We start from the raw sequence: 24,626 nt of genomic DNA on the forward strand, positions 1-24,626 counted from the left end.
GAATTTTACATAATGAAGAAAACTAAAATTGTTAGTACCTTAGGGCCAGCTTCAAATGATATTGAAACTATTACAGCTTTGGCTAAGTCAGGCGTAAATGTATTTCGTTTCAACTTTTCACATGGTGACCACGCTGAACATCTGTCACGGATGAAAATGGTTCGCCAAGTAGAAAAAGAAACTGGTTTAGTACTTGGTATAGCATTGGATACCAAAGGTGCTGAGATTAGAACCACTGATCAAGAAGGTGGCAAGTTTACCATTAATACAGGAGATCAAATTCGGGTTTCGATGGACGATTCTAAGCCTGGTAACAAGGACATGATTCACGTTACCTACGAAGGTCTTTATGGTGATACTCACGTTGGTGGTCACGTTTTAATTGATGATGGTTTAGTTGACTTATTAATTAAAGAAAAAGATGAAGAAAAGAAAGAATTAGTTTGTGAAGCACAAAACACGGGTGTTATCGGTTCTAAAAAAGGTGTTAATGCACCTGGCGTTGAAATTCGCCTCCCAGGAATTACTGAAAAAGACACTGATGACATCAAATTTGGTTTAGCCCATGGCATTAACTTTATCTTTGCTTCATTTGCACGTAAGGCGCAAGACATTCTTGATATCCGTAAGCTTTGTGAAGATGCTGGCTGTGATTATGTTAAGATTTATCCTAAGATTGAATCACAAGAAGGTATTGATAATGCAGATGAAATCTTACAAGTTTCAGATGGCTTGATGGTTGCTCGTGGTGACATGGGTGTTGAAATTCCATTTATTGATGTGCCATTTGTTCAAAAAGATTTAATCAAGAGGGCAAACGCACTTGGTAAGCCAGTAATTACTGCTACGCAAATGCTTGACTCAATGCAAGAAAATCCTCGTCCAACTCGTGCTGAAGTTTCTGATGTTGCCAATGCAGTTCTTGATGGTACTGATGCCACTATGCTTTCTGGTGAATCTGCTAATGGTTTGTACCCAGTTAAAGCTGTTTCTGCTATGGCTGAAATTGATGAAAGAACTGAACAAGAACTTCTTAAGCGTAATACTCTAGCTCTGCAAAGATTTGAAGAATACAAAGGTTCAAACGTTACTGAAGCTATTGGTGAATCTGTTGTGCGGACAGCCCAAGAATTAGGCGTTAAGACTATTATTACGGCTACTAATTCTGGCTATACTGCTAGAATGATTTCCAAGTATCGTCCGAACGCAAACATCTTGGCTTTAACTTTTGATGAGAAGATCCAACACTCACTTGGTATTTCTTGGGGTGTTCAGCCTTTGCTGACTGATAAACCAGCTTCTACTGATGATATGTTTGATCTAGCAGCAAAAGTTGCTAAAGAACACGGTTACGTTAAAGATGGTGATCTTGTCATTATCGTTGCTGGTGTACCCGTTGGCGACTCAGGCACAACCAACTTGATGAAGTTGCAGATTATCGGTAGCAAGTTAGCTCAAGGTCTGGGCGTTGGTAATGGTTCTGTTGTCGGTAAAACAGTTGTTGTTAATAGTGCTGAAGAAGCTATTAGCAAAATTAAAGAAGGAGATATCATGGTCGCAAAAACTACTGATCCTGATTACATGCCTGCAATTAAGAAGGCTTCAGGTTTAGTTGTTGAAGCATCTGGTTTGACTTCACACGCAGCTGTTGTTGGTTTATCATTAGGAATTCCGGTTGTAGTTGGAGTTACTGATGCAACAGAAAAGATTGGCAGTGGTATTACTATTACTGTTGACGCTCGTCGTGGTGCAATCTATCAAGGCGAAGTTTCAAACCTTTAATTAAAATTACGAGTTAAAATAGCCAGTGCTTGTTACTGGCTATTTTTGTATGATTTAAATTTTAGGAAAAATCAGTAGCAAATTTAGATTGACTAATGTCAATTTATTCCTTTAAAATGATATACTTGTTATCAGATCCCATTCTAGATGTAGGAGAAAAATCATGCTTGGCACAATTGCAACTGGAAAAATAATAGACCAAAACGAAGATTCTTTTTTTGTTCAAATTGACGGAATTACGTATGAACTGAAAAGAAAAGAAATTACACAGGAAGAAAAGCCACAGCTTGGAGATCAAATCAAGGGATTTTTATACGATGATAAGCAGCACAATCGTGAAATGACGCAATTCTTACCTTTTGCTCAACAAGATCAATATGGCTGGAGTAAAGTCACTGAGGTAAAATATAACTTGGGTGTTTTCGTAGATATTGGCTTGCCCGATAAAGACGTTGTAATTTCAATGGACGATTTACCCTACGACAAAGAACGCTGGCCTCAACCAGAAGATCAGCTTTTGGTTCACCTTGAAACAGATGAGAAAAATCGTATTTGGGCAAAACTGGCAGATGAAAACATTTTTGAACAGTTAGCAGCTCATTTTCCTGACGATATGAAAAATAAAGATATTTTTGGAATCGTATATGCGTCTCGTGAAGTAGGGGCATTTGTAATCACCAAAGAATATTATTTAGGTTTTGTTCATCCATCACAAATGGCGCGTCCTTTACGTTTAGGCGAGCAATTCAAAGGCAGGGTTGTTGGTATTAGCCAATATGGTCGCTTAAATCTAAGTACTTTGCCACGAGCTTTCGAGGAAATTGACGATGATGCACAAATGATTTTAATGAGTTTGCGTAGGAAAAAAGATAAAACCTTACCTTTTTACGATAAATCTGACGCGCAGGATATTAAAAATTATTTTGGTATTTCTAAATCGGCTTTTAAACGAGCTTTAGGCCATTTGCTAAAAGCTAAATATATAGTGGAGGATAAGGCTGCTGGCTCTATCTCCCTGTTAAAGGATCCAGAAAATGCCGAAAAAGATTGATTTATCAGAGCAAGTTGAAGATTATTTAAGATATAGTCAGGTTGAACGTGGCCTTAGTAATAATACGATAACAGCGTACAGGCAGGATTTAACTTCTTTCATTAGTTTTCTTCAACAGGAAAATTTTACTTCTTGGCCAACTCAAGCCCTTGACATTGATGCTTTTTTGGCAGAGCAGCGCGATCAAAATAAAGCTACGAGCTCTATTAGTCGTTTAATAACCAGCTTGCGTAAATTCTATCAGTGGCTGGTAAGACAAAATATTCAAAAGCTCAATCCAATGCTCGAAATAGATTCTCCTAAAAAGCGTCATACCTTACCCGTGGCCTTGACAATTAATGAAGTTAATAAATTACTCCAGCAGCCTGATACTAAAAAGAAGTTGGGCTTACGTGATAGAGCTTTACTTGAAACTCTGTATGCTACGGGAATAAGAGTGAGCGAATTAATTAATCTCAAATTTACCGATTTACATGAAGAATTGAAATTGGTCAAAATTTTTGGCAAAGGATCAAAAGAACGTTTAATTCCTATTAGCGCAGTAGCTTTATCCTGGATTGACAGTTATAAGGAAAAGGTTCGTGATCCTTTAATATTAAAGATCGGCAGAAATAATGATTTTATTTTTCTGAACAGTCGCGGAGGTTCTCTAACCCGACAAGCAGTTTGGCAAATTATTAAGCATTACTGCAAGCTGGCTGGTATTCAAAAAAATGTTACTCCACATACTTTAAGACACACATTTGCAACACATTTACTGGAAAATGGGGCAGATTTACGTGTTGTTCAAGAAATTTTAGGGCATTCAGATATCAGTACGACACAAATTTATACCAATTTGTCGCAGAAACATATTCTACAAGTATACGAAAAAACGCATCCGCGGACATAAGGTGATTAAATGCTAATTGAATGCAAAAATGATAAAGAAAAGGTAGCTATGGGATTACTATCTTATTTGCCTGATTTTAAAAATCTGGCTAATCTCAAAGATGAAATTCAATTAAATAAAAATAGTACCGAATTTTGCTTGTATCTCTATCGTTCCAAAGCTCCCAATTTTATCGGTGTCATAGGTACACAGATAAGCAAACACTTTGTAATCATTCGTTACCTTTCTTTTGCTCCCGATTATCGTCAAGCTAAATACGAGGCCAGAGCAGTTCAAGAGTTGGCACAAAACAGTCCCAGCAAAGTTATTACAGCTGTTCCTGAATATATCTATCTCATTAAGTATTTGAAAAAAGGTACTAAAAATGAGTGATAATCTTACTCTTGAGTTGCCTAACTTTGAAGGACCCTTGGATTTGCTGTTACATTTAATAAAAGTGCAAAAGATTGATATTTATGATATTCCTATTGCTCAAATTACCAGCCAATATCTAGCTTATTTACATCAAATGCAAAAGCTCAATTTAAAAATTGCCGGAGAATATTTTGTCATGTCGGCGATGCTTTTGCGAATCAAATCTCAATCTCTACTTCCGCAAAATGATTTTACTGAAAATGATGATGAACAGGAAGATCCCAGGGATGAGTTAGTGCAGCAGCTTATTACTTATTCAGTTTTTAAAAAAGTATCAGCATACTTTAAAAAGCGCAATGAAGAAGTGCCAATCACTGCCGCTAAAGAGGAGAGCGTACCAGAAAGTAAAAAAATTCAGCCATTGCCAAAAGGACAGATTACTTCAACAGAATTAGCTAATACTTTTGTTATTGTTTTACAAAGGATGAAAATTAGACAGCCTGATATTGTTTCAGTTGAAGTTAAAGAAACTTCTGTCAAAGAAATGAGTGACTTTTTGCAAAAAGAATTGCTGAGGCATAAGCAGATAAGCTTTTTCACCTGTTGTCAAAAAATGCAGAATTTATCTGATGTTATTGGTCTGTTTTTGGCACTGCTTGAACTTTGTAAAAATCAAGAAATTCGGGTAAAACAAAAGAGGATATTTGGCGACCTGAACTTGGAAAGAGTTGGTAGTAATGATAAGTAAAATGGCGCAGTTAGAAGCGCTGTTATATGTTGTCGGTGATAATGGTATTGACAGCAGCAACTTATGCGAACTTTTGCAGATTGGTAAACCTGCATTGCGTGAACTAAGTAAAAATTTACGAGAAAAACTACAAAAAAATCCTGATTCCGGACTACAAATCCAACATCTCAATGATATTTACAAACTGACGACCAGGCCAGAGGCAAGTAAGGTAATTGAAAACTTTTTTCAAAAAGATTTGACTAAAAGCTTAAGTCAATCAGCACTAGAAATTTTATCTATTATTGCTTATCGCCAGCCTATCACTCGTGTAGAAATTGATGACATCAGAGGGGTTAATTCATCTGGAGCCTTACAAACGCTGATGTGGCGTGGACTGGTAAAAATTAATGGAAAAAAAGATGCTCCAGGTCATCCAAATTTGTACGTGACAAGTGAGTATTTTTTGCAATACTTCGGGTATCATAGTTTGGCTGATTTACCACTGATAGAAGATTTTGAAGATGATAGCATTAATAGTGAAGGTGAAATAGATTTGTTTGCAGCTAAAGGTCAAGCTGATAAAAATATTGCAAAAACTCAAAAAGGAGCAAAATAATGGTTTTAGAACGGTTGCAAAAGGTAATTGCTGAGGCGGGCATTGCCTCACGGCGTAAAGCTGAAAAAATGATTTCTGAAGGTCGAGTCACTGTTGATGGCAATGTAGTAACCAAACTTGGTACTAAAGTGGATACTTTTAGTAATATTACGGTTGATGGTGAACCCATTGAAAGAGAAAGTTTGCATACCTATCTCTTTTACAAGCCTCGCGGAGTGGTTTCAACTGCAAATGATGATAAGGGTAGAAAAACAGTTGTCGATTATTTTAAAGATCTGCCTTATCGTCTCTATCCTATTGGCAGACTAGACTATGATACTTCTGGTTTGCTTCTAATGACTAATGATGGTGAACTGGCCAATTTATTGATGCATCCACGAAATAACGTAGCCAAGGTTTATGTTGCCAAGATTTCTGGCATTCTCACCCCAGATGAAATCAGTCAGCTAAAGCATGGGGTTAAAATTGATCGTCATCGCTGTGCTCCCGCAAGAGTTAAGGTTATTAGAACGGATCGTAAAAAGAATAATCAAATAGTGCAATTGACAATTCATGAAGGTCAGTATCACCAGGTGAAGAGAATGTTCAAGGCTGTTCACCACCAGGTGGAGAAATTAGCACGTGAGAAATATGCTTTTCTTACTCTTGATTCTCTTATTTCAGGAACATACCGCGAATTGTCTCATGAAGAAGTTGACAGATTAAAAAACGTGGATTAGTATAGTATGTGAAATTTGATAAATAAGTTTGTTGTCTTCATGGCAGGGTGAAAGTCCCGACCGGTGGTGCAAGTCCACGACCCACGCAAGTGGTGGAATCTATTGAGATACCGATAGTTAGAGTCTAGATGAAAGAAGACAGACTAAACTAAAAGCCAAGATCTTAAGCTTACTTTTACTCGGTCTGTTGCTAGAAGCAACAGACCGAGTTTTTTGGAGGTAAGAATTTTGCAAAAAAAAAGCAGAAATAATTTAGTTAATATTTTGGCTTATACTTTAATTGGTACAATTGCCTATGTATTAATGCTTCTGGAAATACCGTTGCCGATAACTAGTTTTTTAAAGTTTGACTTCTCGGATGTCGTAATCACAATTGGGACATTTTTATTCGGACCGGGACCTGGTATTTTTATTGCATTTGTCAGAATGCTGATTAATTTAATTTATAAAGGTTTTGCTTTACCTAGTTTGGTAGGACAATCAGCAGCTTTTTTAGCTTCAATATCTTTTGCTTTACCATTTTATTATTTAACAAAGAATATTAGCAAGAATGAGAAAAATTTTTCTAAAAAATATTTAAAACCAATTTTAGGTATTGTTCTTGGAATTATAGCAATGGCATTCGTGCTATCCGTACTAAATGCATTAGTTTTGACACCGTTTTATGCAGTAACTACTGTACCAAACCTGCCAGCAATACATGGATATTCTGGTTTGCTTTCTTTTACTGAAAAAGTTTACTTGGGTAAGTTATTGCATATTCCTTCAATGAGCGCATATATTTTTGGCATAATAGTTCCGTTTAATTTGTTAAAAGGAACTATTAACGGTGTTGTAGTTTATTTACTGTTTGAAACTGTTTTAAGAACTTTCAAACCTTTTGTCAGAAAAAATTTCAATCTTAAAAACTAAATTTTAAAATATTGTAAATCGGTCTAGTAAATGACCGATTTTTTTGTCCACTTAAATGTTAAATATGCTAAAATTAAACAGGTTAGGTAAGGAGGTTTTTCAGATGAATAATTACCCTAAGGGGCCATATCAGCATTATAAGCGTCCACAAAAGCCAAGAGTAGAAACTTATTCCTCTGTATCAAAAGGCTGGATTGCTTTGATAATACTGATTATAGTTGTTCTTATTAGTCTTGTGCCTGTGGTTCATCACTTGGCAGCAAACAATAATTCACATGAAAAAGTAGTTGAAGTCCGTAAGACTACCAAAAAAGCACATACTAAGACAAAAGCTAAGGTTGCGCCTGTAAAGAACAAAAAAATCAAACCCAAGGCTAAGTCGAAGCCGAAATCCTCTAAAAAAACTCCAACTAAACCTAAAAAGAAACGCGTTACGATTAACCAATATGTCGTACAAGACGGAGATTCTTTGACTAGTATTGCCAGTCACTTTAATATTACAGTTGGTCATTTGGCAGAATTGAATCAGCTCGATCCTAATAGTCAGGTGGACACAGGACAAACTTTACGAATTAGATAATTTAGAAAGGATTGGGACTTAGGTCCCTTTTTTATTGGAATGCAAATAGCAATTGATGGTCCAGCTTCAGCTGGAAAAAGTACTGTAGCAAAAATTATTGCCCATAAGCTCAATTTTACATATATTGATACCGGCGCAATGTACCGAGCATCGACTTGGATTGCACGAGAAAATAACATTAATTATGGTGATGAAAAGGGCATTTTAGCTGCAATTGACCACGAACAGATTGAATTTAAGTTTAAAAATGGTCAGCAGAAAATATATGCCGGTAATAAAGATATAACTCAAGAAATACGGACTCCTGATATTTCAGCTAATGTGTCTCAAGTTTCAGCATTAGCCGGAATCAGGGAAAAAATGGTTAGTCTGCAAAGACATATGGCCGGTGAAATGAATGTGGTGATGGATGGACGTGATATTGGTACTACTGTTCTACCTCACGCTGCAGTTAAAATTTTTTTGGTTGCTTCGGTTCATTCCCGTGCTGAAAGAAGAATGAAGGACTTTAAGGAAAGAGGAATTAAAACTAGTCAATCTCTTGCAGAAATAGAACACGATATTGCCGAAAGGGATTACAAAGACTCACACCGCCAACTTTCACCCTTAAAAAAAGCGGAGGATGCAACCGAAATTGATACTACTTCTATGACTATTGACCAAGTCGTCGAAACAATTTTATCTGAAATTAAAAAAAGTCAAAAAAAACTATAAAAAAGAATATAAAACAGTAGAAAAATATCAAACTTTCATTTAGAATTAGAGTATGATATTGGGAGGTAAATAATGTCAGAAAACAGTAATCAATTTTTAGATGCATTAAAGCAAATGCAAGGAGTTGAGGTCGGAGATATTGTAGATGTTGAAGTATTAGACGTTGAAGAAGGTCAAATCGATGTTGGTGTTGAAAATGCCGGTATTGAAGGTGTAATTCCGCGTCGTGAATACACTTCGGATCGCAACGTTGACCTACGTGAGGCAGTTAAGCCGGGCGATAAACTCAAAGCTTTAGTTTTAAGAAAAGCTGGCGGCGACAAGGAAAATGGTGAATTTTTCTTCTCAGTTACTCGCTTAAAGGAAAGAGAAGCTTACGACGAGTTGCAAAAAGACTTTGAAGAAGGCAAAACAATCGAAGGTACGGTTACCTCGTCTGTTCGTGGCGGTTTATTAGTTGATGTAGGTACAAGAGGATTTTTGCCTGCATCATTAATTTCAAATCGTTACGTTTCAGATCTTAAGCCATTCATTGGTAAAACAATGAAACTTAAGATTACAGAGATTGATCCAAGTAAGAATCGTTTAATCCTTTCTCATAAGGACTTGATTGAAGAAGAACGTGAAGAAGCTTTTGATAAGGTTGCATCACAACTAGTTGTGGGTGACGTTGTTGAAGGTAAAGTTTCTCGTCTAACTAACTTTGGTGCCTTTGTTGATGTAGGCGGCGTGGACGGTTTAGTTCATATATCCGAGATTTCATATAAACATGTTGACAAGCCAAGCGATGTTTTAAAGGCTGGCCAAGATGTAAAAGTTAAAGTAATAGGTATTGATGATGATAGACATCGCATCTCCCTTTCAATTAAGCAGACCGAACCTTCTCCATTCGAACAAGCTACAGCTGACTTACACGAAGGTGATGTGTTTGAAGGTGAAGTTAAGTCTTTAACTAACTTTGGTGCTTTTGTTGAAGTTGCTGATGGTATTCAAGGTTTAGTTCATGTTTCAGAAATATCATATAAGCATGTAGATAAGCCAAGTGATGTTTTAAAAGTTGGTCAAAAAGTTAAAGTTAAAGTTTTAAATATTGACCCTAATGAGCATCGCATTTCACTTTCTATGAAAGCTGCAGAACCTAAGAATTCTGAGAATGAAGGAAACCGTTCACGTAATTCTTATAACCACAATTCTGTTAACAAGAAGTATATGAATAATGATGACAGTGGCTTTGCTTTAGGTGACATCATTGGTGACCAATTAAAGGATCGTCGTTAAATATAATAAAAAAAGCCGACTTTTGAGTCGGTTTTTTTATTTGTAAAAGGAGGCTGAAAAATGGTTTTACCCGTAGTTGCAATTGTAGGACAGCCTAATGTTGGTAAATCAACGCTTTTCAACCGTATTATTAATCAACGTTTAGCAATAGTAGAAGATAAACCTGGAGTAACTAGAGACCGAAACTATGCTCCGGCTGAGTGGCTGGGACATAAATTTGATCTAATAGATACTGGTGGAATTACATGGGCAAATAGTAATATTGAAGAAGAAATCAGGGCGCAAGCGGAAATAGCAATTGAAGAAGCTGACGTCATTGTGTTTTTAACTAATGTTACTAATCATGTTACTAATCTTGATGAACGGATAGCCCAAATGCTTTATCAAACTAAAAAGCCAGTGATTTTAGCAGTTAACAAAGCAGATAATCCTGAACAACGCATGGACATTTATGACTTTTACAGTTTAGGTTTTGGTGATCCAATACCTATCTCCAGTGTACATGGAACAGGTATTGGAGATTTACTTGATCAAATAATCGCAAGCTTGCCTAAAGATATAAGCTTGAACGATAATGAGCAAATATCATTTAGTGTTATTGGTAGGCCCAATGTAGGTAAATCTTCAATTGTTAATCGCTTAGTAGGCGAAAAACGGGTGATCGTTAATAACGAAGAAGGAACCACCCGAGATGCTGTTGACACACCCTTTAAAACTAAAGACGGCACAAAATTCAGAATTGTAGATACTGCAGGTATCAGACGGCGAGGAAAAGTTTACGAAAAAACTGAAAAATATTCCGTAATGAGAGCGATGGGGGCGATTGAACATTCTGATGTTGTCTGCTTGGTTCTTGATGCCAGTACAGGCATTAGGGAACAGGATAAACATGTTGCCGGCTATGCTCATGATGCTGGACGTGGCCTTATAATTTTAGTTAATAAATGGGACTTACCAAAGAAAACCAGTAATAGTGGCAAAGACTTTGAACAAACTATTCGAACTGAATTTCAGTATCTCGATTATGCTCCAATCTTGTTTGTCTCGGCTAAAACTGGTCAAAATATAGAAAAGATTCCGAAACTAGTACAAACAGTTTATCGGAACCAACAACAAAGAATTAAGTCCAGTGTATTAAATGATCTATTATTAGAAGCAAGCAAATTGGTGCCTACACCAATGATTAAAGGCAAGAGATTGCGGGTTTATTACATGACCCAGGTATCTGTTAATCCACCAACATTTGTAGTTTTCGTAAATGATCCTGAATTAATGCATTTCTCTTATCAACGCTTTTTGATCAATCAGTTACGTGAGAATTTTGACTTTACAGGAACACCAATTAAGATAATTGCACGAAAAAGAAAATAGTTTGTATCTACCAAATGCATAAAAATCACATTTTTAGATTAAATTGCTTGTTGTATCAAGGGTTTTGTGCTATTTTGAAATCAAGGAAATAGTGGTTTGAATAATCATTTATTCCTTGTTCCTTATTTGAGGAACTAATCAGGAATCTTAAAGTAAGGTTCAAGTTTCAGGAGGTGAATTCCCAATGGCAAATAAAGCAGAATTAGTCACTGAAGTTGCAGCAAAAACTAAGTTAACCAAAAAAGATGCAGCTACAGCTGTTGATGCAATTTTTAGTTCTATCCAAGATGACCTTTCTAAAGGTAAAAAAGTACAATTAATTGGCTTCGGAACTTTTGAAGTGCGTAAGCGTGCAGCCCGTAAAGGACGTAATCCACAAACTGGCAAAGAAATTCAAATTCCAGCAAGTGTTGTGCCAGCATTTAGACCTGGTAAAGCTCTTAAAGAAGCTGTTAAATAGCTTAATAGTTTTATCTAAAAAGATGGTGGCTAATTCGCCATCATCTTTTTTGTGTTATCATTTAATAATGATTAATTGCCATGGTGATTGGCAAACTTAGATCAAAAAAATGGAGGAATGAGAATGAGCTACTCTGAACAGCTTCTTGATGCAATTGAGCAGCAGGACTTTTCTCAAGAAAAAATATTATTAAAAAAGGCTTTGGAGAATGATAAACCCGAAATTTTAGCGTCATTAGCTGAAAATTTAGTGGGATTAGGTTTTTCAGATTTAGCTAAAGAAATATATCGCAGCTTAATTGCCCGCTTTCCCCAAGAGGATTTATTCAAAATCTATTTAGCCGAGATTTTATTAAATGATGGCAAAGATGATGACGGTCTAACTTTGCTCTATAATATTGCTCCTGACTCTTCCTCTTATCTTGACAGCCTATTAGTTCAAGCTGATTATTATCAAACCAATGGATTGGTTGAAACAGCCTATCGAAAACTGTTAGAAGCAGAGAAAATTGCCCCTGATGAGGATGTCGTAAAGTTTGGTTTGGCTGAACTGGATTATCTTAGTGGCAATTATGAACGGGCTCTTAATAGATATCAAGATTTAATAAAACGCCATAAAACGTTTAGTGAAGTGAATTTAAATGATCGACTTTTTCAAACACTGGCAAAATTAGGACGCTATGAAGAAGCCGGAGAAATCATTGCTAAAAATGGCAATGATATTCTCGATATTGATAGCAAATATCAGGCTGCATTAGTAATGTTAACTTTACATAAAGACGACCAAGCAATTAAATACTTAAATGAGGTAATTGACCAGAGTCCCGATTATGTAAACGCATACCGCTTGCTTACTACAGCTTACGAGCACAAGAACAATATTGAACAGGAGTTGCGTTCTGCTCAGGCAGGTATTGCCTACAATGAACTAGATCCAGTTTTATACAAAAAGGGTGCGCAAGCAGCAATTAAACTAAACGAATTAGATACTGCTGAAAACTTGCTAAAAAAGGGGATTAAAAATATTCCTGAAAATTTTGATTTACGCATCCAATTGTCTAATCTTTATGTTGCAGAAAATAAGAATGAAGAAAATATTGCTCTTTTTGCTAAAATTGACGATGAAGATTTAGAGCCGCAAGTTCATTGGAATTTAGCTCTTTCTTACCAAAATTTAGATCAGAGCGCGAAAGCCAAAAGTGAATTTTTACTAGCTTATCCTGAATTTAAAAATAATAGTGCCTTTTTAAAGCAAATGATACGCTTTTTTAATACTGAACCCAATGCCAAAGATATTGTCAGTGAGTTACTAAATTCTTATTTGAAACTTGAACCCGAAGATACTGAAATGCAGGAGTTATATGATGAATTGCGAGCATAATTGAGAAAATACAAACACTTAGCAGATAAAAATATCTCATCCTTTTGTCCCAATCTCACTATTTATAAAATTAACAGGCTAATAAATCATTATAGGTTTATTAGCCTGTTGTTTTTGCCAACTTTCACTGAATTAGCTTGATGTTAAGGATTATTTTCTAATCAAAAGATGATGGCTTTTTTGCTTATAGGTAAAACCTTCTCCTAAGACTTCATGTACTTCAATGACGCTTACAAAAGCCTGAGGGTCTTCAGCAGCTATTAACTCTTTTACTAAAGGAATTTCTCGTGGTGAAACTACCAGATAAATTACTGGTCGCTTAGTTTTTTTATAGCCACCTCGAGCTTCAAAATAAGTAAAACCGCGGTCTAATTTAATGTCTATCATTTTGGCTATTTGTTGATAATTATCCGAAATAATAATTAAGCCACGTGCAGAATAAGCTCCTTGTTGAACTGCATCCATCACCTTGGAAAGAATGAATGCAGCCACCAGGGTATACATAATATGCTTAACGTCCAAATACGATAACGATGATAATAAAATAATCGTGTCACAGAACAATAAAACTTTGCCAGAAGACATGCCATATTTCATTTGCATAATGCGGGCAATGATATCTGTCCCTCCGGAAGTTCCGTTATATCGAAAAATTAGGCCCAGACCAATACCAGAAAGTGTTCCAGCAAGTATTGCGGATAAGAAGAGGTCGTGTTCTAGGTTCAATTGATATATAATAGGGATTAAGCGCCAGAACCACAAGAAAAATGACAGCCATAAAGTTCCCCAGATAGTATAGGCTAACAGTCTTTTTCCCATGAAACGATAGCCTAAAATAATTAAAGGGATATTTAATAACAGAGATGACAGGCCCATATTAACGCCCCAGAAGTGTTTCAATAGCAAAGTAATGCCACTAATGCCACCATCTGTGAGCTGGTTTGGCACTGAAATCATGTCAAGGCTGAAACCATAAATTCCACAGCCAATCATAATCATTATAAGTTCAAAAATAATTCTTTTATTGTTTTTTTGCATAATAAAACTTTTCCTTTTAAGTTGGTACCTTAAAACTACCACAAATAAAAAATAAAAACACAGATAAATGAGTTGATAAAATAATGTTAAAAATAAATAATTTACCACCGATTTTTACAGTCGCGTTTCCAGTGCTTAAGCAGTTAGAACAAGCTGGTTATGAAGCTTATTTTGTTGGAGGGTCAATCCGTGATTTGATTTTAAACAGGCCCATTCACGACATTGATATTGCTACCAGCGCATACCCGGAAGAAGTAAAAAGACTCTTTCCTAAAACTATTGACACGGGAATTAAACATGGTACAGTTACTGTTTTAAATGATGGTGCTAGCTACGAAATTACCACTTTTAGAACAGAATCAGGCTACCAAGACTTTCGCAGACCGGATCATGTCACTTTTGTGCAAAATCTGGCTGAAGATTTGAAAAGACGCGACTTTACCATCAATGCATTAGCAATGAATAGAGCCGGTGAAGTAATCGATCTTTTTAATGGATTAGGGGATTTGCAAAAACACCTTATTAAAGCAGTAGGAGATCCCATGAAAAGATTTCATGAAGATGCTTTACGTATGATGAGAGCAGTCCGCTTCATGAGTCAGCTTAATTTTGATCTTGAATCTCAAACTAAAGAAGCAGTAAGTGACTTACATCAACTATTGTCCAAAATTTCAGTCGAAAGAATCCGTGATGAATTTGTCAAAATGGGTACTGGAATAAATTCTCGGGATGCCTTCAAAATCTTTTTACAAACTAAGTTAAGTGAAAGTGTACCGGATTTTGCCGGTAAAAGTGATTTATTGGCAATTTATCCTAAATTAAAATTTAATCCCAGTATGGAAACAAGTCTATGGTCTATAATTATTATTTTGTTAAAAATTTCAGATGACCAAATTGCGCGTTTCATGCGTGATTGGAAAAATTCAAATGCTATGACAGAAAAAGTTAGAAAAATTGTGACTCTGTTTGATTTGATTTCTGAAAAATCGCCTTCTGATCTTGAGCTGTTTAATGCTGGCAAAGACGTTTTGCTAAACACAATAGATGTGGCGCATATTTTAGGACAGCCAATCAACTCCGAAGCATTGGTCGACCGCTATACTGCTTTGCCAATCAAGTCAATGTCAGAATTAGCTGTTGACGGGCAATTCTTAATTGCTAATGGTATAAAGCCTGGACCGAAATTGGGCCAAATACTCAATGAAATTAAGCAAAAAGTTATTTCAGGTGAATTAGCTAATTCTAAGGATGATATTCAAGACTATTTGCAGCAAATAGAATAACCTAGACGTAGAATAACACAGAGAAAAACATTAAAGTTGAGCCTAAGATGACAAACAGGTGCCAGATTACGTGAATAAAGGGAATCCTTTTCATTGTATATAAAAGAGCACCTACCGTATAAGCTACACCTCCGCTAACTAGTAGCCAAAATCCAACAGGGCTGAGGCGCACGTATAAATGGTTACCGGCTAAAATTACCAGCCAGCCCATAGCTACATATAAAACAGTATCTAATATGACATGTTTACCTCGGTTAAAAATGTAGTAAATGATACCAAATATTGCAATTATCCAAACCAGAGTGAACAACATTATGCCCCATTTTCCACCAATCGCTACCAGAGAAAAGGGAGTGTATGATCCTGCAATTAACAAAAAAATTGATGAATGATCAAAAATTTGGAAAACATTGCGAGCCCGAGTAAAAATTAGACTATGAAAAAGTGTGGAGAAAAGATAAAGCAGAAGCAAACATGAACCATAAATAGTAAATGTAACAATTCTCAGTGGACTATGAGTTGAAGCGGCTTTAATAATTAGTAGCACTAATCCTGCAACTGCCAGGCAAAAACCTATTCCATGCGTGACAGCACTAAGAATATTATCTACTAAGTAATATGTTTTGGATCTTTGTTCAGGTTCTTGCCACAATTTCTGCAATTTCATCATGAAACAGTTTGTTCGCTTTCTTTTTTTTACTAGTTTTTTTGCTATAATAATTATAATTAATACAGTTCACATTCTATCATAAATGAGAACATCAAATCAGAATTGAGGGCGAGTACGTTGTCAGAAATAAAAATTTTGACTGATTCTTCCGCGCAGTTAACACCGGAAGAAATTAAAAAATATCATATTACCGTTGTGCCTTTATCGGTCACAATCGATGGTGATACTTATCTTGATGGAGTGGAAATAACCAGACAGCAATTTGTCCAAAAAATGAGTGAGTCTAAACAACTCCCAACTACGAGTCAACCACCTATAGGAACCATGGTTGATACGATTAATGAGTTAACTAAAGATGGTAGCGAAGTCATTGGCATATTTTTGGCGAAGGTATTAAGCGGTACAATTGACGCAGCTCGTCAGGCTGTAAAATTAACTGGTAAATCAGATCTGGTACATATAGTTGACTCTGAATTAACTGACCGCTCTGAAGGATTTCAGGTATTAGCCGCTGCACGGGATATTGCCGCTGGCAAAAGTATTCCTGAAATTTTGGCTCATATTGAAAAAATCAAAAAAACACAGCGTTTGCATCTTCTAATTGTTAATTTGGAAAATGTTATTAAAGGTGGACGCTTAGGTCCTTTGGCTGGTAAAATTGTCAACATGCTTAATATACATATTGAATTGCAAATGCCGAATGGTCATTTGAAAATTGCCAAAAAAGGAAGAGGCAAAAAATTTTCTTTAGCTTTTGATAAGCGCGTTTTAGATGATATTGAAGCTAATAAAGAAAAAATTAAAGAAGTAGGTATCTCATACGTTGCAACGGGAAGCACACCGCAAAAGCTACTCGATTTTGCCCAAAAAATTAAAGATATTAATTCTAAAATTGATGTTTTAGTGCGAGAAACCAGTCCTATTATTGCAACGCATGCAGGGATGGGAGCATACGCAGTTTTGTATTACACGGAGTAAAAATTGGCATATAGAGAAAGCTTTTATCGCTATTTAATGACACAGCGTAATGCTGATTCAAATGATGAAGTTGCGCAGTTTGCAAATAATGCACAAAATGATCAGACTTTTCCCAAGCAAGAGCAAAATTATGAAAAATTATCTGATTATCTTGAGCTTAATGGTGGTTATTTACCAAGCATGAGCATTTTTGACAAAGCATATCAAATGTATCGTGAAAAGATGACGTATTAAATTAGGGCTTCTAATTGCTATGGAGCCTTTTTCGCGTAAGAAAGGCAAAAAATGGTTAATATTCAGTGGTATCCAGGGCATATGAATAAAGCTCGGAATCAACTTGAAGATAAAATGAATTTAATTGATGTCATTGTAGAAGTTTTAGATGCACGAATTCCTCAATCATCACGTAACCCAATGATCGAAAAACTTGTAGGCAGTAAACCACATTTGATTATTCTAAATAAAGCTGATTTGGCAGATCCAGTGATGACTAAAAGGTGGCAGAAAAAGTTTACCACTAAAGGAAAGTTTGTGATGTCTCTGGATTCTCTTCATAATACCAATATGCAAGTGCTCGTGAAGATGATCAAAAAAGCTGCTGCAGCGAAAATTGAAAAATTACAACAAAAAGGTGCATCAAGCCCTGTTATCAGAGTTGCAATTGCTGGTATCCCCAATTGCGGCAAGTCCACAATTATTAATCGTCTTGTTGGTCGCAATGTCACTCAGGTTGGTAATAAACCGGGAGTAACCAAGGGGCAAAATTGGCTCAAAACTGCCGATAATATTCAAATTTTAGATACTCCCGGAATTCTGTGGCCTAAATTCGAAGATCAAACAGTCGGTCTAAAGCTTGCGGCACTGGGAGCAATTAAGGATACTGTTTTTAGCGCTGATGATGTTGCCTTATTTTTATTAGCAATGTTACGCAAACACTATTTAAATGATTTAAGCAAGTTTGCTAGAACTTCCAAAGCAGAAATTCAACATATTAATGATACTGATCTGTTACTGGCACTGACCGAGGAATATGGTATGCGTGACGATTATGATCGTTTCTCTATGTATTTATTGCAAAGATTGCGTAAAGGAAAAGTAGGAAGGATTACTTTGGATCGGTTATGACAATTGGTGAAATAAAAAAATTACTGGCACAGGGCTCAGTCAATCATGAAGATTTGAAAATTTTAGAAAATGATACTCGTGTGGGTGTTCAAAAGCTCTTGCTAAGTTATCATAATCGCCAGCAAAAATTAGCTAAGAAAAAAGCCGCCTTTATAAAAAGATTTGCTTATGAAAAAACTTTTTGGGCCAAAAACGAAACTGTCGCCGGGGTAGATGAAGTCGGCAGAGGACCATTAGCTGGTCCTGTTGTGACAGCCGCCGTAATTATTGATGACAATTTTGATTTGACAGATGTCAATGACTCTAAAAAATTAAGTGCCAAGCGCCGCCAAGAATTATTTCCCTTAATTTTAAAGGAAGCGGTTAGTGTGGCAATCGGTTTAAAAAGTCCGCAAGTGATTGATGAAATAAATATTTATGAAGCAGATCGTTTGGCAATGGCTGAAGCTGTCAAGAATTTAGACGTCAAGCCTGACGCTTTGCTTGTTGATGCTATGCAGGTGCCAGTTCAATTGCCGCAGGTTCGGCTAATAAAGGGTGACGCCAAATCAAATTCAATTGCTGCTGCTTCAATTGTTGCCAAAGTATTCAGGGATAACTTGATGGCAGACTATGCCAAAATTTATCCTAAGTATCATTTTGATGAAAATGCTGGCTATGGCACTCAAGCTCATCTTCAAGCACTGGCAAAATATGGTCCAACGCCAATTCACCGAAAAACATTTGCACCAGTGAATTCTTTTTATAAATAAAAAAATATGCCTCCTTTTTACGTATTTGTATTTAGGAGGTTTTTTATGAAGATTACCAATTTTCTTTTGCGCTTAAAATTACAAAAAGGTATTGGATATGTTAAGATGTTACAAGTTGCTAGTCAGTTACAACTTGCTGATATTGATATTCAGACTATTAAAAACTTAAATTTGACCAGTAATTTGATAAAAGTCTGTCTGAATGCTTATAATGACAGATATGCGGATAAAATGATCAGAAGAATAGAAAAGCAATGTCGGGTTATTAGCTTTTTTGATGTGGAATATCCCGAAAAGCTACGTCAAATTTATCAGCCACCTTTAATTTTGTTTTTACAAGGGAATTTGGAATTACTTCAGCAAAAAATCGTTACAATTGTAGGTTCCCGTCAGGCCACTAATTATAGCAACTTGGTTTTGAATAAACTTGTGCCTAATCTAATAAAGGATGATTTTATTATTGCCAGTGGACTAGCTAAAGGCGTGGACGTTATGGCACATAAGGCAGCACTAAAATTTAACGGTCAAACAATTGCGGTGGTTGGTAATGGGTTAAACCATTTTTATCCGCAAATAAACCAACATGTGCAAAAAGAAATTGCTCAAAAAGGCCTATTAGTGAGTGAATATTTGCCTGATACTCCACCCAGACCTTATAGATTTCCCCAGCGGAACAGAATTTTGGCTGGAATAGCTGACAGTGTAATTGTTACTGAGGCAAAGCAGAAGTCAGGTTCTCTAATTACAGCAAACCTAGCTCTACAAGAAAATCGGGACATTTATGCTTTACCAGGTCCTATTACCAGTGAACTATCTCAAGGACCCAATAAACTAATTCAAGCGGGTGCTTATCCAATCACTGGTTTTGACTTGCAACTTGAAAGATTTGACAATTAGTAGTTAAATATTCTATTCTCAAATGAGTATTTAAAAAAGAATTTAATGAGGAGGCTTTTGATGCCTACTAAATCAAAGCCAAAGAAACGTAAGAAGACACTAGTAATAGTTGAGTCTCCGGCTAAGGCTAAAACTATTGAAAAATATTTAGGACGTAATTATCGTGTAATTGCTTCTAAAGGTCATATTCGTGACTTGCCAAAGTCGCAAATGGGAATTGATTTTGACAATAATTATAAGCCAAAATATATTTCTATCCGGGGTAAAGGCGATACCATTAAGGAACTTAAGTCGGAAGCTAAAAAAGCCAAAGATGTTTATTTGGCATCCGACCCTGACCGTGAAGGTGAAGCAATTGCTTGGCATGTTGCTCATGTGCTCAATTTAGATCAAAAGGATAAAAATCGGGTTACGTTCAATGAGGTAACAAAGGACGCTGTTAAAAACAGTTTTAAAAACCCGAGAACAATCGACATGGATACTGTCAATGCTCAACAAGCTCGCCGTATTTTAGACAGAATTGTTGGTTATTCGCTCTCGCCAATTTTGTGGGAAAAGGTCAAAAAAGGTTTGAGTGCCGGACGTGTTCAGTCAGTTGCATTAAAATTGGTAATTGATCGCGAAAAAGAGATCAAAAATTTTAAGCCACAGGAATATTGGACAATTGAGGCAGAATTTAAGAAATTAAAAAAGACTTTTAATGGTCAGTTTTGGGGTATTAACGGCAAAAAAACTGATTTACCTGATAATGATTCTGTCAAAAAAGTTTTGGCTAAAATTGATAAAAAGAAAAACTTTCAAGTCGAAAATGTTGTTAAACGTGAGCGTCGACGTCAGCCTGCCGCTCCCTTTACCACTTCGACGATGCAGCAGGAAGCAAACAAACGTCTGAATTATCGTACTAGAAAGACGATGAGTATTGCCCAGCAGCTTTATGAAGGCATTAGCCTAGGTAAACAGGGTACAGTCGGCTTGATTACCTATATGAGAACTGATTCTAAGCGGACATCCCCAGTTGCACAGGCGGAAGCCTCTAAATTTTTAAATGAAAATTATGGTAAAGAGTATGCTGCTAAAGGAGCGCGCCATTTCAAAAATCAAGAGGATGCTCAAGATGCCCATGAAGCTATCAGGCCAACAAGTGTTTATCGCACCCCAGAGTCCCTCAAATCTGTTTTAACTACTGAACAATATCGTTTGTATAAATTGATTTGGTCTAGATTTTTGGCTAGTGAAATGACTCCAGCTGTTTATGACACAGTAAGAGCAGACATTACACAAAATGGAGTAGTATTCAGAACTACAGGATCAAAAATGAAATTTGCCGGCTTTACCAAAGTTTATGATAATCAACAGGAAAAAAATGTTGAATTACCTGAATTAAACGAGGGAGATAAAGTTAAGTTAGCCAAGTCTGATAATAAGCAGCATTTCACTATGCCACCTGCCAGATACACAGAGGCCAGCTTAGTTCATTCATTAGAAGAAAATGGTGTTGGTCGTCCTTCCACTTATGCACCAACTATTGATACTATCCAGCGACGCTACTACGTTAAATTAGATGGTAAATCTATCGTTCCCACAGAGCTAGGCGAGATTGTCGATAATTTGATCGAAAAATTTTTCCCTGATATTGTCAACATCGACTTTACAGCGCAACTGGAAAATGATCTTGACGGAATTGAAGAGGGCAAGAAAAATTGGGTCAAAGTAATTGATGATTATTATCATCCCTTTAAAAAAGAGCTGGATAAAGCTGACGCTGATATCAAAAAGGTGCAGATTAAAGATGAACCTGCCGGTTTTAATTGTGATATCTGTGGTGCACCGATGGTTATTAAAATGGGACGCTATGGCAAATTTTATGCCTGCTCACGTTTCCCGGATTGTCGCAATACGAAGGCAATTGTAAAAAAGGTTGGCGTGATTTGTCCGAAATGTGGCAAAGGTGACGTGATTGAGAAAAAATCAAAGCGTAACCGCAAGTTCTATGGTTGTTCCCGTTATCCTGATTGTGACTTTGTTTCTTGGGACAAGCCTATTAACCGCAATTGTCCTAACTGTGGCCATTTTCTCGTTGAAAAAAGAAATAAAAAGGGACCTGTTGTTCTTTGTCCAAATGGCGATTATAAAGAAGAAACAAGTGCTGAAAAAGATACTGTAGAAAGTTAAATTTATGTTAATATCATCAGGTCATTTATGATTTGATGATATTCTTGTATATAAAGTAAAATATTTTTAGTAAAGGAATATGATCATATGCCTGAAAGAGTAACTGTAATTGGTGGCGGCCTGGCCGGAAGCGAGGCAGCCTGGCAACTTGCAAAACGTGGAATCACAGTCGATTTTTACGAAATGCGCCCCCAAAAAATGACCCCGGCGCATAAAACTGATCGGCTAGCTGAACTGGTATGCACTAACTCAATGCGCTCAAATCAGTTATCTAATGCGGTTGGCTTATTAAAAGAGGAAATGCGGCAGCTTGATTCGCTGATTATGAAAGCAGCTGATCATTCCCAAGTTCCTGCCGGTGGGGCCTTGGCAGTTGACAGAACTCAATTCAGTGACTATGTCACAAGCAAGCTGCTGGCTCTGCCAAATATTAATTTTCATACTGAAGAAATTACCCAGATTCCAACCGATCGAATTGCAATTATTGCTACGGGTCCCTTGACTAGCGATAAATTGGCTGAGGAAATACAAAAGTTTTCAGGCAATGAAAGCCTGCACTTTTTTGACGCAGCAGCACCAATAATTGCCGCCGATTCGATTGATATGGATATAGTCTATAAAAAATCTCGCTATGACAAAGGTGAAGCTGCATATTTAAATTGTCCTATGACAAAGCAAGAATATGAAAACTTTGCTCAGGAATTGATTAGTGCAGAAACTGCAGAAGTACACAGCTTTGAAAATAGTGAGGTTTTTGAGGGTTGTATGCCGATTGAAGTGATGGCGAAAAGAGGTATGAAAACCATGCTTTTTGGTCCCCTTAAACCTGTAGGACTGGAAAACCCAGCTACTGGAAAAACTCCTTATGCTGTTGTTCAGCTTAGACAAGATAATGCTGTAGCCTCGATGTATAATATCGTCGGCTTCCAGACTCACCTAAAATATGGTGAACAAAAACGAGTTTTTGCCATGATTCCAGGTCTGGCTCATGCTCGTTTTATCAGGTATGGCAAAATGCACCGCAATACCTACATGGCTTCACCAGCTGTATTATCTGCCTCATATGAAGCAAAAAAGCAACCAGGTCTATTCTTTGCAGGACAAGTGACTGGAGTCGAAGGATATGTTGAAAGTGCTGGCAGTGGTCTGGTTTCAGGGATTAACGCTGCTAGAAGAGCCAGTGGCCAAGAACCGGTTGCTTTTCCTAAACTAACTGCTTTAGGATCAATGGCTAATTACGTAACTACTGCTGACATCAAGCATTTTCAACCCATGAATGCCAGTTTCGCTTTAATTCCAGGTCTTGAAGGTCCTAAAGTGCGCAACAAGAAAGAACGTCACTTAAAGATCAGTCAGCGCGGCTTAGAATGTCTGAAGGAATTTCAACAGGAAGTGCTGCAATAAATGGATGCTAAAAAAGATGAGCTGATAAACCTGTTCACATCATATTTGCGTAATGAACGCCAGTATAGTCCCCAAACAATACTGGCTTATCAAACCGATTTGCTTGAGGCTGAGAAATTTTGGCAGGAAAATGGCGGCTTTAATGGTTGGACAAAAATAAACAGACGTGATGTTGAAATTTTTTTACAAAACTTAACAGAACGCAATTTAGCACGTACGACGCAGTCACGTAAAATGTCCAGTCTCAGGTCCTTTTATCACTTTTTAACTAGGCGAAAAATTGTTAAAATAGATCCAACGCAGACAATTGCTCTGCGTTCTAAAGAACGAAAGTTACCCCAGTTTTTTTATGCACCAGAGATGAAACAAGTATTTGACTCTTTAAGTGGAAATGAACCCTTAACTTTGCGTAATTTAGCGTTAATTGAATTGTTTTATACTACTGGGATGAGGGTTAGCGAGGTAAGCAACTTAACAAGAAAGCAAGTAAATTTAGATTTAAAGATAATTCTAGTTCACGGTAAAGGTAATAAAGACAGGTACGTGGCGTTCGATGATAAAACTAAAGCTGCCTTAGTTAATTATTGGGAAAACGGTCGCAATCAACTTGTAAACGGTGCTGACGGTTCTGATTATGTCTTTTTAAATAATAAAGGTGAACCATTAACGGATCGCGGCATCGAGTATATTATGCAAAAAGTTTTTAACGCAGCGGGCATTAATGGTAAAGTACACCCGCATGAATTGCGCCATTCCTTCGCCACGGCAATGTTGAATAACGGTGCAGATTTACGCAGCGTACAGGAACTTTTGGGGCATGATAATTTATCAACTACCCAAATATATACTCATGTGACCATGAGCCACTTACAAGCAAATTATGAAAAGTACTTTACTCGTAACGATAAGAAAGATGAGGCCAAAAAATGACAACAATATGTTCAGTAAAATTTAATGGTAAAACCGCAATTGCAGGAGATGGGCAGGTAACCTTGGGTGAAAAAGTAATTGCCAAAGCTACAGCTAAAAAGATTAGACGAATCTATCACGATCAGGTTGTAATTGGCTTTGCTGGTGGCGTAGCCGATGCCGTCAGTTTGCAAGACATGCTTGAAGGCAAATTAGAAGCTTTTGGAGGCGATTTACGCAGAGCTGCTGTGGAAATGGCACAAGCATGGCGTAAAGACGCAACCCTGCAAAAGCTGGAGGCCATGCTCATTGCTTTTAACGAAAAAGATCTTTTATTAATTTCCGGCAATGGTGAAGTGCTCGAACCAGATGAAAATGTGGTTGCAATTGGTTCTGGTGGCAACTTTGCTCAGGCTGCCGCCATCGCAATGACTAGACATTCGTCCAATATGAGTGCCAGTGAAATTGCTCATGAGGCTGTTGAAATTGCTTCTGGAATTGATATCTTTACTGATAATCAGATTATAACTGACGAATTGTAAAAACGAGGCAGATAAAT

The 24,626-nt window shown here is 36.8% G+C and carries 26 protein-coding genes and 1 riboswitch; of the genes, 24 read left to right on the plus strand and 2 right to left on the minus strand.

Annotated elements, in window-relative coordinates:
* Positions 1-12: 12 nt before the first annotated feature.
* The 14 genes from pyk to JF75_RS04790 all read left to right on the plus strand — a co-directional run bounded on the left by pyk (position 13) and on the right by JF75_RS04790 (position 12,839).
* Complete coding sequence (gene pyk, locus JF75_RS04725) at positions 13-1,782, plus strand: pyruvate kinase (RefSeq protein WP_046332064.1); 1,770 nt, start codon at positions 13-15, stop codon at positions 1,780-1,782.
* Between the two features lie 163 nt (positions 1,783-1,945).
* Positions 1,946-2,833 carry a CvfB family protein gene (locus JF75_RS04730; protein ID WP_046332065.1) on the plus strand — a complete coding sequence of 296 codons (888 nt, stop codon included), beginning with the start codon at positions 1,946-1,948 and terminating at the stop codon, positions 2,831-2,833.
* Complete coding sequence (xerD, locus tag JF75_RS04735; protein ID WP_046332066.1) at positions 2,817-3,725, plus strand: site-specific tyrosine recombinase XerD; 909 nt, start codon at positions 2,817-2,819, stop codon at positions 3,723-3,725. Before JF75_RS04730 ends, xerD begins: the two co-directional genes overlap by 17 nt.
* Before the next feature lie 9 nt (positions 3,726-3,734).
* A complete protein-coding gene (locus JF75_RS04740) occupies positions 3,735-4,097 on the plus strand; it encodes a hypothetical protein (RefSeq protein ID WP_046332067.1) in 363 nt (120 codons plus the stop codon).
* A complete protein-coding gene (locus JF75_RS04745) occupies positions 4,090-4,827 on the plus strand; it encodes a segregation and condensation protein A (RefSeq protein ID WP_046332068.1) in 738 nt (245 codons plus the stop codon). Before JF75_RS04740 ends, JF75_RS04745 begins: the two co-directional genes overlap by 8 nt.
* Positions 4,817-5,425 (plus strand): SMC-Scp complex subunit ScpB, encoded by a 609-nt coding sequence (gene scpB / locus JF75_RS04750; protein WP_046332069.1) that lies wholly within the window; start codon positions 4,817-4,819, stop codon positions 5,423-5,425. Before JF75_RS04745 ends, scpB begins: the two co-directional genes overlap by 11 nt.
* Positions 5,425-6,144, plus strand: coding sequence for a pseudouridine synthase (locus JF75_RS04755; protein ID WP_046332070.1), 720 nt, complete (start codon positions 5,425-5,427; stop codon positions 6,142-6,144). Before scpB ends, JF75_RS04755 begins: the two co-directional genes overlap by 1 nt.
* A 29-nt stretch (positions 6,145-6,173) precedes the next feature.
* A riboswitch (FMN riboswitch) is annotated at positions 6,174-6,288 on the plus strand.
* A gap of 81 nt (positions 6,289-6,369) precedes the next feature.
* The gene (locus JF75_RS04760; RefSeq protein ID WP_046332938.1) at positions 6,370-7,056 is read left to right on the plus strand and encodes an ECF transporter S component; all 687 of its coding nucleotides are present in this window, start codon (positions 6,370-6,372) and stop codon (positions 7,054-7,056) included.
* 103 nt (positions 7,057-7,159) lie between these two features.
* Positions 7,160-7,636, plus strand: a complete 477-nt coding sequence (locus tag JF75_RS04765) for a LysM peptidoglycan-binding domain-containing protein (protein WP_046332071.1) — start codon at positions 7,160-7,162, stop codon at positions 7,634-7,636.
* 39 nt (positions 7,637-7,675) lie between these two features.
* Entirely contained in the window at positions 7,676-8,350 is a 675-nt protein-coding gene (gene cmk, locus JF75_RS04770) for a (d)CMP kinase (protein WP_046332072.1), read from the plus strand.
* A gap of 72 nt (positions 8,351-8,422) precedes the next feature.
* Entirely contained in the window at positions 8,423-9,628 is a 1,206-nt protein-coding gene (rpsA, locus tag JF75_RS04775) for a 30S ribosomal protein S1 (RefSeq protein ID WP_046332073.1), read from the plus strand.
* Between the two features lie 60 nt (positions 9,629-9,688).
* On the plus strand, positions 9,689-10,999 hold the full coding sequence (der, locus tag JF75_RS04780) for a ribosome biogenesis GTPase Der (protein ID WP_046332074.1): 1,311 nt from the start codon (positions 9,689-9,691) through the stop codon (positions 10,997-10,999).
* Between the two features lie 184 nt (positions 11,000-11,183).
* Positions 11,184-11,459, plus strand: a complete 276-nt coding sequence (locus JF75_RS04785) for an HU family DNA-binding protein (RefSeq protein WP_046332075.1) — start codon at positions 11,184-11,186, stop codon at positions 11,457-11,459.
* 123 nt (positions 11,460-11,582) lie between these two features.
* Positions 11,583-12,839, plus strand: coding sequence for a tetratricopeptide repeat protein (locus JF75_RS04790; protein WP_046332076.1), 1,257 nt, complete (start codon positions 11,583-11,585; stop codon positions 12,837-12,839).
* Between the two features lie 150 nt (positions 12,840-12,989).
* Here JF75_RS04790 and JF75_RS04795 read toward each other — a convergent pair whose 3' ends face one another.
* Entirely contained in the window at positions 12,990-13,877 is an 888-nt protein-coding gene (locus JF75_RS04795; RefSeq protein ID WP_046332077.1) for a YitT family protein, read from the minus strand.
* An 83-nt stretch (positions 13,878-13,960) separates the two neighbouring features.
* On the opposite strand from JF75_RS04795, the gene JF75_RS04800 reads away from it, so the two are divergent.
* A complete protein-coding gene (locus tag JF75_RS04800) occupies positions 13,961-15,160 on the plus strand; it encodes a CCA tRNA nucleotidyltransferase (RefSeq protein WP_046332078.1) in 1,200 nt (399 codons plus the stop codon).
* Between the two features lies 1 nt (position 15,161).
* Here the strand turns inward: JF75_RS04800 and trhA are convergent, their stop codons facing one another.
* Positions 15,162-15,827, minus strand: a complete 666-nt coding sequence (trhA, locus tag JF75_RS04805) for a PAQR family membrane homeostasis protein TrhA (RefSeq protein ID WP_046332939.1) — start codon at positions 15,825-15,827, stop codon at positions 15,162-15,164.
* 120 nt (positions 15,828-15,947) lie between these two features.
* On the opposite strand from trhA, the gene JF75_RS04810 reads away from it, so the two are divergent.
* The 9 genes from JF75_RS04810 to hslV all read left to right on the plus strand — a co-directional run bounded on the left by JF75_RS04810 (position 15,948) and on the right by hslV (position 24,609).
* Entirely contained in the window at positions 15,948-16,808 is an 861-nt protein-coding gene (locus tag JF75_RS04810; protein ID WP_046332079.1) for a DegV family protein, read from the plus strand.
* 3 nt (positions 16,809-16,811) lie between these two features.
* Positions 16,812-17,042 (plus strand): YozE family protein, encoded by a 231-nt coding sequence (locus JF75_RS04815; protein WP_034979215.1) that lies wholly within the window; start codon positions 16,812-16,814, stop codon positions 17,040-17,042.
* A gap of 51 nt (positions 17,043-17,093) precedes the next feature.
* Positions 17,094-17,933, plus strand: a complete 840-nt coding sequence (gene ylqF / locus JF75_RS04820; protein ID WP_046332080.1) for a ribosome biogenesis GTPase YlqF — start codon at positions 17,094-17,096, stop codon at positions 17,931-17,933.
* Positions 17,930-18,685 carry a ribonuclease HII gene (locus JF75_RS04825; protein WP_046332081.1) on the plus strand — a complete coding sequence of 252 codons (756 nt, stop codon included), beginning with the start codon at positions 17,930-17,932 and terminating at the stop codon, positions 18,683-18,685. The genes ylqF and JF75_RS04825 overlap by 4 nt, the downstream gene beginning before the upstream one ends.
* 45 nt (positions 18,686-18,730) lie before the next feature.
* A complete protein-coding gene (gene dprA, locus JF75_RS04830) occupies positions 18,731-19,582 on the plus strand; it encodes a DNA-processing protein DprA (protein WP_046332082.1) in 852 nt (283 codons plus the stop codon).
* Between the two features lie 60 nt (positions 19,583-19,642).
* Positions 19,643-21,754 (plus strand): type I DNA topoisomerase, encoded by a 2,112-nt coding sequence (topA, locus tag JF75_RS04835; RefSeq protein WP_046332083.1) that lies wholly within the window; start codon positions 19,643-19,645, stop codon positions 21,752-21,754.
* A gap of 87 nt (positions 21,755-21,841) precedes the next feature.
* Positions 21,842-23,158 carry a methylenetetrahydrofolate--tRNA-(uracil(54)-C(5))-methyltransferase (FADH(2)-oxidizing) TrmFO gene (trmFO, locus tag JF75_RS04840; protein WP_046332084.1) on the plus strand — a complete coding sequence of 439 codons (1,317 nt, stop codon included), beginning with the start codon at positions 21,842-21,844 and terminating at the stop codon, positions 23,156-23,158.
* Positions 23,159-24,088: a site-specific tyrosine recombinase/integron integrase gene (gene xerA, locus JF75_RS04845; RefSeq protein WP_046332085.1), complete on the plus strand. Its 930-nt coding sequence runs from the start codon at positions 23,159-23,161 to the stop codon at positions 24,086-24,088.
* Complete coding sequence (hslV, locus tag JF75_RS04850; protein ID WP_046332086.1) at positions 24,085-24,609, plus strand: HslVU peptidase proteolytic subunit; 525 nt, start codon at positions 24,085-24,087, stop codon at positions 24,607-24,609. The genes xerA and hslV overlap by 4 nt, the downstream gene beginning before the upstream one ends.
* The last annotated feature ends 17 nt before the right edge of the window (positions 24,610-24,626 follow it).

Origin of the sequence: Lactobacillus kimbladii (assembly GCF_000970755.1) — a bacterium.
Classification (GTDB): Bacteria; Bacillota; Bacilli; order Lactobacillales; family Lactobacillaceae; genus Lactobacillus; species Lactobacillus kimbladii.

Bases quoted from the DNA above. Each gene is read 5' to 3' on its own strand.
- JF75_RS04790 (WP_046332076.1), top strand. From the start codon at position 11,583: ATGAGCTACTCTGAACAGCTTCTTGATGCAATTGAGCAGCAGGACTTT.
- xerD (WP_046332066.1), top strand. From the start codon at position 2,817: ATGCCGAAAAAGATTGATTTATCAGAGCAAGTTGAAGATTATTTAAGA.
- JF75_RS04765 (WP_046332071.1), top strand. From the start codon at position 7,160: ATGAATAATTACCCTAAGGGGCCATATCAGCATTATAAGCGTCCACAA.
- JF75_RS04745 (WP_046332068.1), top strand. From the start codon at position 4,090: ATGAGTGATAATCTTACTCTTGAGTTGCCTAACTTTGAAGGACCCTTG.
- xerA (WP_046332085.1), top strand. From the start codon at position 23,159: ATGGATGCTAAAAAAGATGAGCTGATAAACCTGTTCACATCATATTTG.
- cmk (WP_046332072.1), top strand. From the start codon at position 7,676: ATGCAAATAGCAATTGATGGTCCAGCTTCAGCTGGAAAAAGTACTGTA.
- hslV (WP_046332086.1), top strand. From the start codon at position 24,085: ATGACAACAATATGTTCAGTAAAATTTAATGGTAAAACCGCAATTGCA.
- JF75_RS04755 (WP_046332070.1), top strand. From the start codon at position 5,425: ATGGTTTTAGAACGGTTGCAAAAGGTAATTGCTGAGGCGGGCATTGCC.
- dprA (WP_046332082.1), top strand. From the start codon at position 18,731: ATGAAGATTACCAATTTTCTTTTGCGCTTAAAATTACAAAAAGGTATT.
- der (WP_046332074.1), top strand. From the start codon at position 9,689: ATGGTTTTACCCGTAGTTGCAATTGTAGGACAGCCTAATGTTGGTAAA.
- topA (WP_046332083.1), top strand. From the start codon at position 19,643: ATGCCTACTAAATCAAAGCCAAAGAAACGTAAGAAGACACTAGTAATA.
- JF75_RS04825 (WP_046332081.1), top strand. From the start codon at position 17,930: ATGACAATTGGTGAAATAAAAAAATTACTGGCACAGGGCTCAGTCAAT.
- JF75_RS04800 (WP_046332078.1), top strand. From the start codon at position 13,961: ATGTTAAAAATAAATAATTTACCACCGATTTTTACAGTCGCGTTTCCA.
- trmFO (WP_046332084.1), top strand. From the start codon at position 21,842: ATGCCTGAAAGAGTAACTGTAATTGGTGGCGGCCTGGCCGGAAGCGAG.
- JF75_RS04740 (WP_046332067.1), top strand. From the start codon at position 3,735: ATGCTAATTGAATGCAAAAATGATAAAGAAAAGGTAGCTATGGGATTA.
- JF75_RS04795 (WP_046332077.1), bottom strand. From the start codon at position 13,877: ATGCAAAAAAACAATAAAAGAATTATTTTTGAACTTATAATGATTATG.
- pyk (WP_046332064.1), top strand. From the start codon at position 13: ATGAAGAAAACTAAAATTGTTAGTACCTTAGGGCCAGCTTCAAATGAT.
- rpsA (WP_046332073.1), top strand. From the start codon at position 8,423: ATGTCAGAAAACAGTAATCAATTTTTAGATGCATTAAAGCAAATGCAA.
- ylqF (WP_046332080.1), top strand. From the start codon at position 17,094: ATGGTTAATATTCAGTGGTATCCAGGGCATATGAATAAAGCTCGGAAT.
- JF75_RS04730 (WP_046332065.1), top strand. From the start codon at position 1,946: ATGCTTGGCACAATTGCAACTGGAAAAATAATAGACCAAAACGAAGAT.
- scpB (WP_046332069.1), top strand. From the start codon at position 4,817: ATGATAAGTAAAATGGCGCAGTTAGAAGCGCTGTTATATGTTGTCGGT.
- JF75_RS04785 (WP_046332075.1), top strand. From the start codon at position 11,184: ATGGCAAATAAAGCAGAATTAGTCACTGAAGTTGCAGCAAAAACTAAG.
- trhA (WP_046332939.1), bottom strand. From the start codon at position 15,827: ATGAAATTGCAGAAATTGTGGCAAGAACCTGAACAAAGATCCAAAACA.